9 protein-coding genes are annotated in these 16,091 nt (G+C 70.9%); 2 read left to right on the top strand and 7 right to left on the bottom strand.

The features are described from left to right. Window positions 1-49: 49 nt before the first annotated feature. The 4 genes from ACX114_RS35255 to ACX114_RS35240 are packed head-to-tail and all read right to left on the bottom strand — an operon-like array spanning window position 50 to window position 5,728. Window positions 50-2,047: a hypothetical protein gene (locus ACX114_RS35255; protein WP_459291727.1), complete on the bottom strand. Its 1,998-nt coding sequence runs from the start codon at window positions 2,045-2,047 to the stop codon at window positions 50-52. Between the two features lie 21 nt (window positions 2,048-2,068). After that, on the bottom strand, window positions 2,069-3,373 hold the full coding sequence (locus ACX114_RS35250; RefSeq protein ID WP_459291726.1) for a hypothetical protein: 1,305 nt from the start codon (window positions 3,371-3,373) through the stop codon (window positions 2,069-2,071). Window positions 3,374-3,409: 36 nt separating this feature from the next. After that, window positions 3,410-4,486 (bottom strand): hypothetical protein, encoded by a 1,077-nt coding sequence (locus ACX114_RS35245; RefSeq protein ID WP_459291725.1) that lies wholly within the window; start codon window positions 4,484-4,486, stop codon window positions 3,410-3,412. 42 nt (window positions 4,487-4,528) lie between these two features. Next, a complete protein-coding gene (locus tag ACX114_RS35240; RefSeq protein ID WP_459291724.1) occupies window positions 4,529-5,728 on the bottom strand; it encodes a hypothetical protein in 1,200 nt (399 codons plus the stop codon). A 111-nt stretch (window positions 5,729-5,839) separates the two neighbouring features. Here ACX114_RS35240 and ACX114_RS35235 point away from each other — a divergent pair, with 111 nt between their 5' ends. Next, window positions 5,840-6,586: a DNA alkylation repair protein gene (locus tag ACX114_RS35235; protein WP_459291723.1), complete on the top strand. Its 747-nt coding sequence runs from the start codon at window positions 5,840-5,842 to the stop codon at window positions 6,584-6,586. Window positions 6,587-6,621: 35 nt separating this feature from the next. Here the strand turns inward: ACX114_RS35235 and ACX114_RS35230 are convergent, their stop codons facing one another. After that, entirely contained in the window at window positions 6,622-7,938 is a 1,317-nt protein-coding gene (locus ACX114_RS35230) for a hypothetical protein (RefSeq protein ID WP_459291722.1), read from the bottom strand. Window positions 7,939-8,072: 134 nt separating this feature from the next. Here ACX114_RS35230 and ACX114_RS35225 point away from each other — a divergent pair, with 134 nt between their 5' ends. After that, window positions 8,073-9,119, top strand: coding sequence for a hypothetical protein (locus ACX114_RS35225; protein ID WP_459291721.1), 1,047 nt, complete (start codon window positions 8,073-8,075; stop codon window positions 9,117-9,119). Window positions 9,120-9,162: 43 nt separating this feature from the next. Here ACX114_RS35225 and ACX114_RS35220 read toward each other — a convergent pair whose 3' ends face one another. After that, complete coding sequence (locus ACX114_RS35220; protein ID WP_459291720.1) at window positions 9,163-13,902, bottom strand: translocation/assembly module TamB domain-containing protein; 4,740 nt, start codon at window positions 13,900-13,902, stop codon at window positions 9,163-9,165. Next, complete coding sequence (locus ACX114_RS35215) at window positions 13,899-16,070, bottom strand: BamA/OMP85 family outer membrane protein (protein WP_459291719.1); 2,172 nt, start codon at window positions 16,068-16,070, stop codon at window positions 13,899-13,901. The genes ACX114_RS35220 and ACX114_RS35215 overlap by 4 nt, the downstream gene beginning before the upstream one ends. Window positions 16,071-16,091: the final 21 nt, after the last annotated feature.

Genomic DNA, 16,091 nt, shown 5'->3' with positions numbered 1-16,091 from the left:
GGGTCAATGACGTTGAAGGAAAGGGTTTCCAGTCCGGTGCGCGCCAGGCTCACGGTTTGCGCGCGTGGCGGACATGGCGGCGCGTGTGGCCTGTCTTGGCGTGCCCGTTGACAGGCGCGGGCCGGCTGTCCGCGCCGTGCCGCTCCTTGCCGGCGATGATGCGCTCCACGGCCTTGAGCTGATCCGAGAACGCCTGCTCCAGCTGACGGGCCAGCTCCGGCCCCTGGGCCTCCAGCTGCTGCTTCACGTCCGTCATGATGCGCGCCCGGCTCTTCTCGATGAGCGAGGCCACGTCGTCCATGCTGGCCCCGTTGCCCACCGTGGCGGAGGGAGGCACCTCCCGCTCGCCGCCTTCCGCTTCCATCGGGTGCTCCACGGTGGCCCCCGGGTTGATGATGCGCGGCTCCAGGTCCTTCTCGATGCGGTCCAGCGAGACGCGGATCGGCGGCGGCACCGTGAACGGCTCGCCGGTGTTGCAGTGCGCGCCCTCGGGGAAGCCGTACTTGTGGTTCCGGTCGTCCTCGATCTCCTCCGCCTGGCCGGGCGCCTCCTGGGTCAGCGTCTTCGCCAGCTCCAGCGAGTCCTCCTCCAGGCCGCACTGCTCCCGGAGGAACGCCGGGCTCACGTTGAAGACGTCCACGTTGTCGTCCAGCTGTTCAATCATCTCCTCGTGGAGGTCCACGCGGTTGCCGCCCGGCACCACGGCTTCGTCGTAGTCCAGCAGGAACAGGTCGATGATCCGGTCGATGTGGTAGAGCTTGCGGTCCAGCCGGGCCAGCTCCTTCCAGAACTCCACCGACGTGCTGGGGTCCATCAGGAGGTCCTCGATGAGCTCCTGGGTGTCGTTGCGCTCCTTGAACTTGTCGTTCAGCTCCTGCTCCTTGCCCGTCAGGTCCCGGAAGGTCAGCGGGACGGGGAGCACCAGGTTGAGCAGCCGCGCCCCGGCGTTGGGCCGGTCGAACGAGTCGATGAAGAGCGTGAGCGCCTCCACGAAGGCGGCCAGGGGCGCGGAGGCGCCCTGGACCTTCGCGTTCAGCGCGACGCCACGGCTGGTGCCGCCGGAGTTGGAGAAGCCGTTGGTGGACGTGTCCAGCAAGCTGCCGGCCACGTCCCGCAGGCGCCGCAGTTGGATGAGCTCCACGGGCACCGCGGACGCGATGCCGCGCATGTCCTCGGAGTTCTGCCGGGGCGCGTGGTTCAGGAGCACGTCCAGGAGCCGCGACATGGCATCCGGCCGGACGATGGCGCGCAGGTCCGACTGCCCCCGGGCGCGCAGTTGATCCAACAGCTTGCCGTAGGACGCCTGGCCGTCACCCCAGTCGTCATAGCCCTCCTGGATGGAGGTGGCGGTGAGCTGCTCCAGCGAGTTGATGAGCGCCTCGCGGCGCTGGCGCAGGTCCTGGAGCGCCACCTGGAACACCGTGCCGCCCTTGTCGAAACCCGCGCGGAAGAGCGCCTCGCCCGCCAGGATGCGCAGCAGCGTGGCGTTGTCGTCGATGGTCGCCGCGAGCCGGCCGAACTCCTGGACCACCGTGGGGTTGATCATCCCCACCAGGCGCGCCACGCGCGCGGTGTCCCCCAGCTTGCGGATGGAATAGAAGGCCCGGTCGCGCGACACGGGGTCCACCGCCAGGTTCGCGGCGGCCTCGCCCTCGTCCAGCTCCGCGAGGATGGAGTCGCGCCAGCCGCACACCGGCGCCTTGAAGTCGCGGTTGGAGGCCAGGTTCACCGCGATCTCCAGGTCGTCCACCAGCGCCTTGCGCTCCTGGCGGAAGCGGCGCTGGCCCGGCGAGTCCAGCATGCCGGTCATCGGGGTCATGGCCGGCTCGGGCGTGGCCGAGACGCGGATGGGCTGGCCCCGGCTCTCGTCGTCCAGGCGCGCGGCCGTGGTCGGGTAGAGCTTGCGCAGCGCGTACACCACCGCCTTGGGGTCACGCGCGTCGGACACGCCGAGCTGACGGCGCAGGAACTCGTCGAACTTCGACTTCGCGCTCGAGGCCAACTCGATGGTTGCGGCGGGGCTTCTCCCCTTCACGTTCTCGTACATCGTCCCTCCCTTGAGGTCCTGTCATGCGGCCAGGGTGACGCCCATGCCCGGCGTCCGCGCGTTGCGCGTTCCGAGCTTCACCAGATGATTGAGCACCGTGCGCGAGATGCGCTCGGGTGAGGCCAGCCTCCGTTCGAGCGCCTCACGGCTGGCGCTCACCACGTGGCGCGGCGGGAGCCCCGGCGGGATGTGCCCGCGCGCCAACGACTCCGCGGCCCGGTCGATGCGCTCCTGGTCCGAATGCCAGAAGGGCACCACGTCCACCAACGCGCGCTGCGCCAGGCCCCGGCGGGGCTGGAACGCAATCTCATCCACGACATGCGGGATGAGCCGCGCCGCCGTGTACAGGAGCAGCCGTGGGATGCGCGCGTAGGGCAGCCTCGCGCGGTACAGCCGGTTCCAGTTGTCGCAGACGTCCTTGGCCCGGCGCTGGAAGCCCATGCGCCGGAGCATCTCCGCCTGGATGAACACCCTCAGGAAAGGCGTGGGGTGCGCGCTGAGCGGATGGAACGTCAGCACCCGCGACGACGGGTACGCGAGGAAGTCCTTCATCGAGTGCACCGACGCGGGCCCTCCGAGCAGGCACGCGATGAGGTCCGCGAAGATCTCCTTGTGCCAGCGGCCCCACAGGCGCGTGAGCCACGGGTTGCCGGTGGCGTGCAGCACCCGCCGCTGGAGCGCCACCTGCGTCTCCTGCCAGATGCCCAGGTCGGCCTGCAGGTTGTGGCCGATTTCGTGGAGGATGACGCCCATGCCCCACGGGGCCTCCACGCGCTCGTAGGGCACGCGGATGAGCGGGAAGGGGTTGCGCTCCCCGAGCAGCCGGCTCAGCAACACGCCTCTGCGGAAGGTGGCCGGGGAGAAGCCATGCTCCAGGTAGGTGAGCGGCTTGAGCATCGGGCTGTGCAGCAGGCCCGGCGCGGCCTGCCGCACCGCCTGGAAGCAGTCCACGGCGATGGCGTCGCAGGCGGCCAGCGCCGGCGCGAACCGCGTGCCCCGCTGGCTGAAGACGTCGAAGAAGAGGCCGTAGGCGCGGCGGGCGCGGTCGATTTCGCGCTCCAGCAGCGCGTTGCGCTCCAGCACCTCGTCGGAGCTGAGCGGAGCGTCGCGCAGCTGGCCGTTGAGCCGCGCCAGGGCGCGGCGCACGTCCCGGTCGATTTCGCCCAGGCGCGCGTTGGCCGCGGCGAAGTGCGCGGCGGAGGGGGCATAGGGGACGTCCCGGGGCCGGATGCCCACGTCCTGCGGCGTGAGGCGCGACAGCCGCCCCGCCCGGAACGTGATGCTCTGGACCTTGGCCCGCAGGAACTGCTGAAGCGCGTCCGCCATGTGCCCGCCTCCCCCTTGCCCCTCACGTCCCCCGACTCACCGCACGATGACGCGCACCGGCCCCCGCAGCGTGACGGTCCGCAGCCGGCGCAGGCCGTAGCCTCCCATCATGGGATTCATCCGGCCGCGCTGCCCCATGCGGCGCAGGCCCGCGCGCGCCCGGAGCTGCCGCACGGCGGGGCTCGTCCGGGCCAGGCGGCGCACCACGCGCGGGTTGGAGATGACGCGCGCGCCGATGCGGCGCAGCATCCGCGGCACCGCCTGGGGGCTCGCGCCCTGCTGGCGCACCAGCCGCGTCACCTGCCGCACCACGCGCGTCACCGCCGGCAGGGCCCGCGGGCCGTAGCGCTGGCTGATGCGCGAGGCGAGCTGCGTCGTCATCTGGCCCACCGCGCGTCCCAGCGCCCGGGCCTGCTGGGGCGACTGCCGGCGGCGCGCGGGAGACAGGGTGGAGCGCACCACGTGCCGCGCCGCCAGCCCGCCCAGCACGCGGTTGAAGGCGTCCATGTCCTCGTCGCTCGCGTAGTCACCTGCGGCGTCCGCGAAGGCGTCCATGGCATCCGCGCGGAGCAGCCCTCCGATGGTGCGGCCAATCTCCTGGCCCGCGATGCCGCCCAGCCGGGGCGCGGCCTGGCGGATGAGCCTCATGGCGATGGGCATGGCCCTGCGGCGGATGCGCTGGAAGGTGGGCCCGGCCACGGTGGCGAGCCTTCGCGCGCCGGCCGCCAGGCGGCGGAGGAACTCGTCCTCGTCCTGGGCGTCCATCGCGTCCGCGAAGGCGTCGTCCAGGGCGTTGGGGTTGTCCAGGTCGAAGCCCTCGCCTTCGAAGCCCTCCTCCATGGTGGTGGGGTTCTCCTCGAAGCCTTCGCCCTCGAAGGGGTCCTCCATGGTGGTGGGGTTGTCCTCGAAGCCCTCGGCCTCGAAGCCCTCGTCCATGGGGTTGGGGTTGTCCTCGAAGGGGTCCTCCATGGTGGTGGGGTTGTCCTCGAAGCCCTCGCCCTCGAAGGGGTCCTCCATGCCTTCTTCCTCGAAGCCCTCCTCGCCCTCTGCCAACAGGTCGGACATCTCATCGCCCTGGCCTGAAAACTCATCTTCGAAAGGCTGCGGTTGCATGGGTACTCCTCCTTGTCCTGAAGACTTCGTGAGTGGTGCGACCTAGGCGCGCCGGACGCTCGCGGCGCTGACCGCGGCGATGGGGATGCGGCGCAGCACATGCCGCCGGGCATGCACCCGCCGCGCGGCCAGGCGCGGCGGAACGACGCCCATCGAGGGCATCTGGACCGCGCGCGTGAGCACCCGGCGCCCCGCGCCCTGCACCACCCTCGGCAGGGCGGTGATGGCGCCGCTCGGGCCGCGCAGGCGCAGGTTCCCCGCCGCCAGCCGGGCGATGAGGCGCATCAGCCGCAGGCGCCGGCCCGCGGTGCCCGGCGCCTGACGGCAGAGCCGCAGCAGGAGCTGCTCCACGCCACGCGCACGCGCGCGCAGGACGCCCTGTGCGGCGCCACCGAGCGCGGTGCTCATGGGCACCGCCTGCCGCGTCACCACCCGCGCCGCGAGCCCCGCGCCCAGGGGCAGGGCCACGGCGGCCGGCACCTGCCGCGCATCCGCCATGTCCGCCAGCGCATCCAGCGACGCGTCATCATCCGCGCCGTCGCCGCGCAGAATGGAGGACGCGATGCGCCCGCCCACGCCTGGAATCAGGCCACCCACCGCCCCCGCGAGCGCACCGCGCAATCCCTGTCCGCGCAGCAGCCCCTGCGCCGCGCCAATGCCCGCCGCCACCACGCGCCCCCACGGCCCCGCGAGCCCCGCCACGCGCTGGACCACCGGCAGCGCGCGGGCAATCAGCGGACCCGCGCGGCGCAGCGCCGCGGCCCCCAGCTGGCCCGCCCGCCGCACGCCCCGGGCGATGCCGCGCGCGGCGCTGCGGATGCGCCGGGTGACGCGGCGGAAGAAGGCCTCGGCGTCATCAGCGTCCATGGACTCCAGCACGAAGGGGTTGAGCGTCCGCGCGAGCGTCACCGCGGCGGGACCGGACACGAGCCGGTTGCTCGTGCTCGGCACGAACAGGCCGCTGGTCGGGCTTGCCTCGAACCCCTCGAAGCCGTCCTCCTCCAGGAAGGCGTCCTCGGCCTCGGCCTCGGCGAACAGCTCCTCGAAGCCGTCATCCTCGAAGCCCGTGGGCTCGAAGCCCGTCGGCTCGAAGGGGTCCGCCTCGAAGCCCTCCGCCTCGAAGCCCTCCAGCTCGCTGAACTCATCCGCCAGGTCCTCCAGCTCCTGGAGGGCATCCGCGCCCTCCCAGGGGTCCATGGCGTCGAGGGACTCCACATCGGACAGGTACTCAGCGCTGGTCATCGCTCCCCCTCGCAGGTGAGACCTCCACCCTTCACGGGCCGCAAGTTGGAGAAGGCACTCGGGGAGTGACAGTCACTCGTTTGAGCTAGTGCTGGCAGAATCCCGGGCGACATGACCCTGGAAGAGACGATGCGGGAGTTGGAGCGGCTGGGCACGGAGCAGACGCGGAAGACCTATCTGCGCCACGGCGCTCCACAGCCGCTGTCCGGTGTGAACTTCGGTCCGTTGACGGTGTTGAAGAAGCGCGTTGGCACGGACGCGGCGCTCGCCCGCGCGCTCTGGGCGTCGGGCCACACGGAGGCGCGGCTGCTGGCGACGATGGTCGTGGACGCGCCCGCGATGCCCTGGAAGGAACTGGACGCCTGGGCGAAGGGGCTGGACTGGCACACGCTCACGGACGTCTTCGTGACGAACGTGGTGCTGCGCTCACCGCATGCGGCGAAGGCGCTGACGTGGACACAGTCGAAGTCCGAATGGGTGGGGCGGGCAGGGTGGCAGAGCCTCGCCGCGCTCCTCATGAAGACGAAGGTGCTCGCCGGGGAGGACCTGCTGCCGTGGGTGAAGCGGATTGAACAGGAGCTGCCCGGCGCGAAGAACCGCGTCCGCGAGGCGATGAACAGCGCGCTCATTGCGGTGGGCTCCACCGGAGGCGCGGTCCAGACCGCGGCGCTCGCGACGGCGAAGCGGCTGGGCCGGGTGGAGGTGGACCACGGCGACACGGCCTGCGAGACGCCGGATGCCGCTCAGTACATCCAGAAGATCCAGGCCCGGAAGGAGGCGAAGCCCAAGAAGACCGCCGCCAAGAAGCCTGCGGCCAAGAAGGCTCCGGCCAGGAAGCGCACGCGGGCCCGGGCCTGAACTCGGGCCCGGGCGCACGGCACCGCTTCAGCGGCTCAGTTCTTCACGCACGCGGCCTGGCCACCCGCGTCCTTGTACGCCTTCACGCGCTTCACCAGGTTGCCGCCGTCCGTCTCCGGCGTGGTCTGCTCGTCATTGCCCGCGCCGAAGAGCATGCCCACGCCGCCCGCCGCGGCCACTTCGCCCGGGTGGGTGAGGAAGTAGTCCACGCGGTTGTCGCGCCACTTCTGGTTGGAGTTGGGCAGGGACATGTTGCCCACCGGGAGCTGCCACCAGATGTGCGGCTTGTTCAGCCGCGTGGACACCGCCTTCGCCCAGGTGAGCGCCTGGTGGAAGTGCGGCAGCTTGCGGTTCTCCGGATCCCACCAGACCGCGCTGCCCGTCGTCTGCTGGTACCAGCCCGCGTCGCGGTCGGACGCCTCCACCGTGACGAAGTCCGTGTCGCCCGCGCCCACCGACAGGAGGAAGTCCGCGACCTTGTTCGCCTCGCCCGCCACGTCGAACGACGCGTCCGTGTTGCCGGAGACGTCCGTCTTCGTCGCCCACGCGCTCGCGTGCAGGCCCACCTTCGCGTTGGGCGCGTACTTGCGCACCATGGCGATCATGCACCTGCCCAGACCCGCGCCGTTGTTCTCCTGGGTGCCGCAGTCCGTGGGGTTCGCCGCCTTCACCGCGACGGGCGTTGACTGCGCCTTGCCGTCCTTGGGGAAGAACTGGAGGTAGGCCCACATGTCCGGCTCGATTTGCAGCAGCGCCTTCTCCTGGCCCACCTGCTTCAAGAGGAAGCGCCAGTCCGCGAGGTAGCGCCCCAGGAACGCCGAGTCGTTGAGCGCCTTCAGCTGCGCCTCTCCCTCGGCGAAGCCGCTGGCCTGATACGCCTCGTAGTAGGTGATGAAGGGAATCTGCCCGTTCTGCTGCGCGGACTTGATGAAGTCGCGCAGGTAGGCACCGGGCGGCTCCTGGTCGTACTGCCAGCAGCCCCACCACCCGCAGCCGCCTGCGTCGTTGGCGCAAGACGCGCCGTCAGAGGTGCACCCGGACGCGCACGAGTTGCACGCGTCCTTCGAATCGAACAGGCCCGCCGCGAGGTACAGGTAGCGCACGTCGAAGGGCGCGGCCTTCGCGGTGTCGTCCTCCATCTTCGCGCCCACCAGCACCGTGTTCTTGCCCAGCGTGGTGAGGAACTTCGCGCCCAGGCACTCCGAGCCGTCGCCCGGCGTCACCCCGGGCCCATCCGTGCCCGGCCCGGGCTCATCACCCGGCTCACTCGAATCCGAACAGCCCGCCACGGCCAGCAGGCTCGCGGCGAGGAACGGCCAACACTTCCGACGAAACAGGGCAGGGGTCCGCATGATGTCCAGAACTCTACTCCGCCCCCGTCCCCCCATGCCCTTCACCGCTGGGAGCTTTTCCCACCCTTCCCAGGAAGTCTTGAGTCACGCTCGCCCCACCGGCCCCCGGCCGGCCTTCCCCCGAGGTGTGCGTGATGAAGCTCCGTTTGTACGTGCTGTTGGTACCCGCGCTGCTGGCGGCCGGCTGCGGTCCCCTGGATGAAACCCCCGAGCCTGTCATCGACGAGCTGACCGGGCAGGTGCTCCAGGAGGCGACGACGAAGTACGACATGCACCGCCTGCTGGAGGACTCGGACGTCACGGGTGGGACAGGCATCACGCCGGCGCAGGTGCAGGCGTTCCTCCAGCAGCAGGGCTCGTACCTGGCGGGCTACACGGACCCGGCCTACGGCAAGACGGCGGCGACGCTCATCGTGGAGCGCTCGCGCGCGAGCAACATCAGCCCGCTCTACATGCTGGCGCGCATCCAGGGCGAGTCCAGCCTCATCCAGAGCGGCACGTCCACCAACCTGAGCAAGGCCACGGGCTGTGGCTGTCCGGACACCAGCGGCTGTGACGCGCAATACGTGGGCTTCGGCAAGCAGGTGGAGTGCGCGGCGAAGAAGATGCGCGGCTACCTCACCGACCTGGAGGCGGGGCGCGCCACCATCTCCGGCTGGAAGACGGGCGTGACGAAGTCCACGTCCGACCCGTGCTCGGTGAAGCCGGTGAACCACGCCACCGCCGCGCTCTACACGTACACGCCCTGGGTGGGCGCTTACGCCATCCAGTGTGGCCGCACCACGGTGGGCGGCTCGTCGCTGATGGCGTCCATCTACAACCGCTACAAGACGGCGTACCCGTGGACGCTCACCACCGCGGAGGGCTGCTACTCCGGCACGGTGGACGCCACGGTGCCGGAGGGCTCGTGCGTGCAGAGCTCTTCGGACGCGCTGTGGCGCCAGTGCTCGCAGGGCGTCTTCATTGGCGGCACCACCACGAAGCCGTCCAACTGCAACGTGTCCTTCCCGTACTGCGTCTCCACGCGCCTGGGCCGCGGCGTGCCCGTGCGCACCTGCGTGCAGGTGAGCACCACTCTCTGGCAGCAGTGCGGCGCGGAGGGCGTGTGGCGGGACGCGCCGGGCGCGGGCACCACGGGCGTGGGGCCCGTGGGCACGTGCTACGCGGCGTATTCGCTGTAAAGCGTCACACCGCCGCCCGGACGGGACTCACGCGTCCGGGCGGTCAGTAGTCCTTGGTCCAGATGAGGTCCAGGCCGCCGGAGCGCGCGTCGCCGTACATGCCTTCCAGGCTCCAGCGCGGGCTGAAGAGGTACTGGAAGCGCACGGCGTTGGCGTTCTCCCCCCGCTGGAGGTTGGCGCCCACGCGGCCGGTGTAGCCCACGTAGATCTTGTCCGTCACGTACGTGCCCACCTCCAGCTTGGTGCCGGCGATGCCGTTGTCACCCGCTTCGATGGAGAGCACGTCCAGGGGCAGCTTCGCGGCGATGGCCTTGCGCGCCTCGTTGGCGACGAACGAGCCCACCACGGAAGCGGCCTGCGCGCCCGCATTCATGGACGCACCGGAGCCGCGCTCCAGCGTGCGCCGGCCGGTGGCGAGCAGCGTGTAGATCTCCGACTCCGGCAGGGCCGGCTCGCTCGTCGTCTTCAGCGTGACCTCCTTGCCCTGGCCGCGCACGGTGACGAAGACGGTGACGTTCGCGTTGTCGTTGCGGTGCTCGGCGGTGACGTTGATGTACGGCATCAGCACGGGGCCGGTGAAGCGCACCTGGCTGTCGCGCTGCACGTCGAAGCGGCGGCCCAGCACGTCCACGCGGCCCAGGAGCACCATCACCTCGCCGAACATGCGCGCCTCGTTGGCGTACTCGACGCGGAAGCCCTCGGACAGGCCCAACTGGACGTTGAGGTCCGTGCCGCGCACCCACAGGTTTCGGGGCGCGTTGATGTTCACCCAGAACTGACGCTGCGGCGCCTCCTCCTCCTCGCCTTCCTCCGCCAGGGCCTCGGCCTCCGCCTGAGACGTGGGGCCGCCCGCGCCGCCGCTGCCCACGGTGGGCTCCGGGTTGCCGGGCATGCCGGGCGAGTCCGGAGCGTTGCGCGGGTCTTGCGCCTTCTGCGACGTGGCCACCTGCGTGGGCGCCTTCTCCTTCTTCTTGCGCTTGTCCACCGGCACGCCGTTGCGGACCATCACCACGTCCACGGGGCGCTCCAGGGGCTGGAGGTCCTTGCGCTTGGCCTCCGGCAATTCGACGTGGGCCTCCGGGATGGACAGCTCGCTGATGTTCACCAGCCGCTCGGTGAGGCTGCCCTTCATGGACAGGTTCAGCGTCAGGAGGGCCATGAGCTGGTCCTCCACCACGATGGGCAGGTTCTTGGTGTGGCCCTTGCCCTCCAGCACGAACTCGCCGCTCTTGCCCTGGCGGTTCGCGGTGGCCGTCAGCTCCAGCGTGCCGTTGCCGGACTTCGCGGTGAGCTTCTTGAGGTCGATGCGCTCCTGCGACGCGTTCAGCGCGAGCTGGATGTCGTGGTACTCGCCGAAGCCCATCAGCCCCAGCCGGCCGTCCTTCCACTGCAGGTCGCCCTTGAAGGTGGGCGCGCCCACGGTGCCGCCCAGGCTCGCGTCCGCCTGCATGATGCCGCCCAGCGAGCGCACGTACGGGGAGATGCCGGAGAGGAACGTCGGGTCGAAGCGGCGCGCGCGCAGCGACACCTCCACCGGCGCCCGCTCCGCCTTCTTCGCGGGCCCCTGCGCGGACTGGAACGCGGGCAGCGACAGGTCCAGGTCCAGGGTGCCGCCCAGCAGCAGCGACCCGCCGCCGGGCGCGGTGAGCATCGCGTCGAAGAGGGACTTCGCCTGCGAGTAGGAGTAGTGCAGCCGCGCCTGGCCCAGCGCCGTCTGCGCCACGCCCAGGCCCTGCATGCCCGCGTTCAGCTCCAGCTCCGGAGCCTCCGGCGTGCCGCGCGCCACCAGCTCCATGGACAGCACGCCCTGCGGCCCGCGGTTGCCCTGCGCGGGCTCCACCGCCATGCCGGGAATCTCACTCAGGGGCACGGGCCCCACGCGCCCCTTCATGCGGAAGGGCACGCGGCTGACCACCTCGCGGTCCTGGAGCGCGGCCAGCGGCGCCAGCACGCGCGCCTCCAGCGTGGCCAGCGGTCCGTTGGGGCGCTGCACGTCCAGCGTCAGCTTCACGTCCTCGTTGCCCGCCAGCGCCAGGGCGGTGCCGTTGAGGGGCGGCAGGCCGTTGGCGGTGACGCCCTTGGCCTGCATCTCCACTCGGCCCTGCGGCGCGAGCGCGCTTCCGTTCACGTCCGCCTTCAGCGTCAGCGTGCCGGCCGGCTTGTCCACGCCCTCCGCGCCTTCCAGCAGCTTCAGGGGCAGCTCCGCCACCAGCGCCTCCAGGTGCAGCGGCGCCTCCAGCGCCTGCGCGGGCGTGGGCGGCTTCGCGATGACCGCGCCCAGCGTGAAGGGCGTCTTCACCAGGACCCAGGCCTGCGGCGCCACGCCCTTCACGTCCAGCCGCGCGCCCAGCGTGGCGTCGTTCGCGTCGGAGTTCGCGTGCAGCTCGAAGCCCAGCGCCTGCGCGAAGAGCGCCTCCGGCCGGCCGGGGTAGCGCATGTCCGCGCCCACCACCTTCAGGTCCAGGCGCGGGTCCTTCGCGGAGCCGTTCACCACCAGCGTGCCGGTGATTTGACCGGAGGGGCCGGGCGGCTGGTTCGCCAGCTTCAGCACCTCCGCGACGTCCAGCCGCTCCAGGTTCACCGTCAGGGACACCGGCTCGTTGCGCCGGCGCAGCACGCCCTGCACGGGCACGTCGAACTTGGAGGACACGCGCGCCGCGTTCAGCTCCGCGCCCAGCGTGCCGGTGGCGCGGTCCTTCACGTACTGCGCCTTCACCTGGAGCCCCAGGCCCTCGTAGCCGCGCGCCTTGCCATCCGCGAGCGTGAGGTCCACGTCCGCGTCCGGCCGGGCCATGCGGCCCTTCGCCGCGACATGGCCGGACAGCGTGCCGCCCAGGCCCAGGTCCTCCGGCACCGCGATGCGCGGCAGCTTCGACAAGTCAAAGGCGCCCAGGTCGATGCGCGCGTCCACGCGCTCGCCGTCCTTCACCGCGGCGATCTTCAACGTCTGCGGCCCCGACGCGAGCGCCAGCGGCGGCTCCAGCGCGATGCGCCCGCCCCCGAAGGCCAGGTGCGTGGGCTGCTGGAGCGTCCAGGTGGCCTCCGGCCAGGACAGCGAGAAGGCGCGCATGGCCAGCCCCTCGTTGTCCTCGTCCACCGTGCCCTCCACGCCCAGCGCGAGCTTCGCGTCGCCGTCCACGCGCACGCTGGCCTTCAGCTCGCGGTTCTGGTCGGTGGTGAGCGCCAGCGACAGGTCGCGGAACGTCTTGCCCGCGGTCTTCAGCTCGCTCACCAGCACGGTGGCGTCGGTGGTGAGCGGGCGGGTGACGTCCGGCACGCTCGCCTTGAGCGACAGGTCCTGGATGGCGATGTCGCCGTAGTTCAGCGCCACGAAGTTGCCGTCCGCCTTCACCCCTGGCGAGCGCGGCGGCCCCCGCACCTGGAGCTCCAGCGAACCGCTGCCGGACATGGGCGGCACGGTGCCGCCGGGCAGCAGCTTGTCCAACGCCTGCGACAGGAGCTTCAGGTTGCCCGCGGACAGGCTGCCGCGGGCCTCCAGCGCCTTCGCGGTGCCTTCGCCGGACGCGACGAACGCCGCGCCCGGCATCATCACGCGCAGGTTGGCCACGTTGTAGCGGCCGTCCTTGGCGCTGGCCTTCATCTCGATGGGGCCCACCGACTGGCCGCGGAACTCGGACGGGGTCACCGTGAGGGCCACGTCGCCGTCCAGCGTCTCCACGCTGTCGCCGCCGCCGTGCGCGACGAGGTCCGCGGCGATGTTGGTGGGGATGCCGTTCTCCATCAGCTCCGCCAGGTTGACCCCGCGCGCCTTCACGGTGGTCTCCGAGGTGCGGAACGTCTTGAGGTTCACGTCGCCCGTGAGGTCCAGCGTGGCCTTGCCCGCGGACGCGCCCAGCCGCGCCTTCGCGAGGTCGCCGTCCATGGACGCGGTGCCCTTCGCTTCGATGGGCACCACCAGCGGGTACGCGGGCACGAAGGCCTTCACCGGCTCGGGCGGCACGGCCAGCCGGCGCAGCTCCACGGCCGCGGCCGTCTCACCGGTCTGCTTCGCGCCCAGGTCCGCCTCGATGCCCGCGAGCCCCAGCTGCGCGTCCACCTGGCGCACCACGTCCTTGCCCTGGCCCTTGAGCACCAGGCGAACGGGCCCCTTCAGCGGACGGGTGAGACCGCCCGTGGCCTGGAGGTCCGCGGCGAAGTCCATGTCCGCCAGCGCGTAGTGGCCCTCACCCTTGGCGCCGAGCTCCTCCAGGCGCACCTGGCGCTCGCCGCCGTCCGGCAGCTCCTGCTGGAAGTCCACGTAGCCGTGGCTCAGCTCGAAGTCCTTGAGGTTGATGCGCAGGGCGCTCTTGCTTTCGGTGGGCGGCTCCTCGGGCTTGGGCTCCCGGGGCTCCAGCGCGCGCATCAGGTTGAGGCCGCGCTCGTCCTGCACCAGGTACAGGCGGGGCGTCTCGATGCGGACCTTGGTCAGGTCCACCTGCTGGCCCAAGAGCGGCGACAGGTTCAGCCGCGCCTCCACGCGGGCAATCTCGGCCGCCAGGTCGCCTTCGGGCGTGTAGAGCTTGATGCCGGTGAGGACCGCGCCGTTGAAGTCCAGGTCGAACCCGCCCAGCTCCAGCCGGCCGGCGAACTGCTTGTTCGCCAGGTCCACGCCGAAGCGGGCGATGCGGGCGGAGCCGCCGGGACTGGTGGCGTACACGAGCACGCCCGCCACCAGCAGGACGATGAGCCCCAGGAAGCCAAGCAGTCCCCACAGAAGCCGCCGTCCCCAGCGCTTGCGCCGGTGGGGCGGGGCGGAGGGGGCGGGGGTCGTGGGTTCGCTCAAAACGCCTCTCCGATGGAGATATGGACCGCGCAGAGCCCTTCCGGGGCACCCGCGTACGCTGCATCAGCGGATGTCGAGGTCTGACCGAACTTGCGCCCGAAGCCCAGGCATCCACCAGAGGACGGATAGATGTATCCGGGATCGCTGACGGGCAATCCCCGCCCGATGTTCAAGCGCCGGGCGATGTCCAGTCGGATGGGGCCCACCACCGTGAGGTAGCGCAGGCCGGCGCCCACCGCGTGGTAGTGCTCGGGACCGAACAACTTGGGGCCGTTCTTGTCGAACAGCGCCTCCGTGCCCACGAGGCCGGAGTCATAGAAGATGGCGAGCATCAGGCTGTCCGTGAGCATGTAGCGCAGCTCCACGGAGCTCTCGAAGAGGCTGTTGCCGCCCACGGGCACGGTGTCCCAGGAATCCAGGATGGGGTTGCCGTTCGCGTCCAACAGGACGTTGCCGTCGTCGTCCTCCTTGTAGGTCGGCGCGAGCGGCGTCATGGGGGACAGCCGCTGGCCGTTGAAGCCGCGCATCGCGGTGGCGCCGCCGGAGAAGAAGCGGGTGACGATGGAGCTCTGGCCGCCGCCCGCCGGGTTCAGCGTGCCCCCGCGCAGCTTCACCGCGAGCGTCAGGTCCTTGTTCTCTCCAATGGAGTGGTAGTAGCGCAGGTCCGGCAGCAGCCGGACGTAGGTGTACTGCCCGAAGAAGGGGCCGCCGCCCTTCTGGATGGAGAAGCCCACGTAGTAGCCGTCGCGCGGCTCGGTGCGGTCGTCCCGCCGGTCCCAGGCGAACGCAATCTCCAGGAAGCTCAGCGCCTGGTCGCAGACCTCCTCCGTCGTCTTGCAGCCCAGGGTGATGGGCGGGACGCCCTCCTCCAGGTTCACCTGCCCGGTCAGCCGGTAGAGCTGCAGGTTGTACGAGGGGAAGACGGAGAAGGACGGGTGGGGCGTCCAGATGACGCCGGTCTTCAGATAGCCGCCGTAGAACGAATAGGCCTGCTGGAGGCCCTTCTCCGCGGTGACGGAGGCCTGCAGGGCCAGGTCGCGGAAGAGGAAGCGCGGCTGCTCGAACTCCGTGGTGAAGGTGAAGACGGGATCATCATCGGAGCCCTTGTCATCGCGGAGGGCCGCCAGCACGTTGGGGATGAACGCGTAGCCCAGGCGTCCGCGCAGCGTGAGCCTGCGCAGGCCGCCGCGGAAGTTGCGGTTGGTCCACTCGCCCAGGATGCGGCCCTCCTGCCGCGCGGCGTCCACGCCGATACCGCCGCCCAGCCGCAGCGAGTGGAAGGGCGACTCGCGCACGTCCACCACCACCGGCACCGTGGCGTTCTGCCGGTCCGGCGCGCCCCGGTTCACCTTCACCGCGCCGAACACGCCCATGCGGAAGACGCGCGCCTGTGCCTCCGCCAGCGCCGCCTCGCTGAAGTAGGCGCCCTTGATGACGGCGCCCTGCGCCTGCTCGATGATGCGGCGGGGCGGCACCTGCGGGTTCGCGTCCGTGGCGATGAAGATGTTGCCGAAGCGGTAGCGCAGGCCCGGGGCGATCTGCAGGTCCACCACGGCCTTCTGCGTGGCCACGTCCACGCGCACCTCGCCGCCGACCTCCGCCTCCGCGTACCCCAGGTCCTTGAGCCGCTGGAGCACCAGCTCCTTGGTGGTCGTCCACGTCTCCTCGCGGAACACGTCGCCGGTCTTCACCGGCAGCTCCTCCAGGATGCGCTCCCGCTCGCGCTGCGAGGGCTGGTCCGGCCCCTCGCCCAAGGACTCCAGGCCGTGCGTTTCGATGCGGTCGATGACGGTGGGTGCGCCCTCGTTGACCACCACCTTGAGGCGCACGGCCTTGTCGCCATCCGGGATGACCTCGTTGGACTCCACCTGCGCCTGGTAGAAGCCCTCCGCCTGGTAGAAGCGCTCGATGCGGCGCAGGTCCGCCTGCCACGCGTTGGTGTCGAAGTAGTGCGCCTTGCCGAAGGGCCAGAACGCGTACCAGGGCGTGGAGGACGTGAGGATGCGGTCCTTGATGTCCCCGTCGTCCACCTGCTTCGCCCCTTCGATATCCAGGGACTTCACCTTCGGGCCGGTGGGCTGATTGGAAGTGGTGGCGCACGCCGTGAGCAGCACGGCCAGCGCGAGGGGCACGGCGGAGCGGAATCGGAGGAGTCGGACGTCGGCCACGTCACGTTTCTTAGCGGATGG

Source organism: Corallococcus sp. M7 (assembly GCF_054512695.1).
Note: the sequence above shows the minus strand (reverse complement) of the source record. Positions and strands in the feature narration are given on the sequence as shown.

Excerpts from the sequence above, each read along its gene's own strand:
- ACX114_RS35255 (WP_459291727.1), bottom strand. The coding sequence starts at position 2,047 with ATGTACGAGAACGTGAAGGGGAGAAGCCCCGCCGCAACCATCGAGTTG.
- ACX114_RS35250 (WP_459291726.1), bottom strand. The coding sequence starts at position 3,373 with ATGGCGGACGCGCTTCAGCAGTTCCTGCGGGCCAAGGTCCAGAGCATC.
- ACX114_RS35245 (WP_459291725.1), bottom strand. The coding sequence starts at position 4,486 with ATGCAACCGCAGCCTTTCGAAGATGAGTTTTCAGGCCAGGGCGATGAG.
- ACX114_RS35240 (WP_459291724.1), bottom strand. The coding sequence starts at position 5,728 with ATGACCAGCGCTGAGTACCTGTCCGATGTGGAGTCCCTCGACGCCATG.
- ACX114_RS35235 (WP_459291723.1), top strand. The coding sequence starts at position 5,840 with ATGACCCTGGAAGAGACGATGCGGGAGTTGGAGCGGCTGGGCACGGAG.
- ACX114_RS35230 (WP_459291722.1), bottom strand. The coding sequence starts at position 7,938 with ATGCGGACCCCTGCCCTGTTTCGTCGGAAGTGTTGGCCGTTCCTCGCC.
- ACX114_RS35225 (WP_459291721.1), top strand. The coding sequence starts at position 8,073 with ATGAAGCTCCGTTTGTACGTGCTGTTGGTACCCGCGCTGCTGGCGGCC.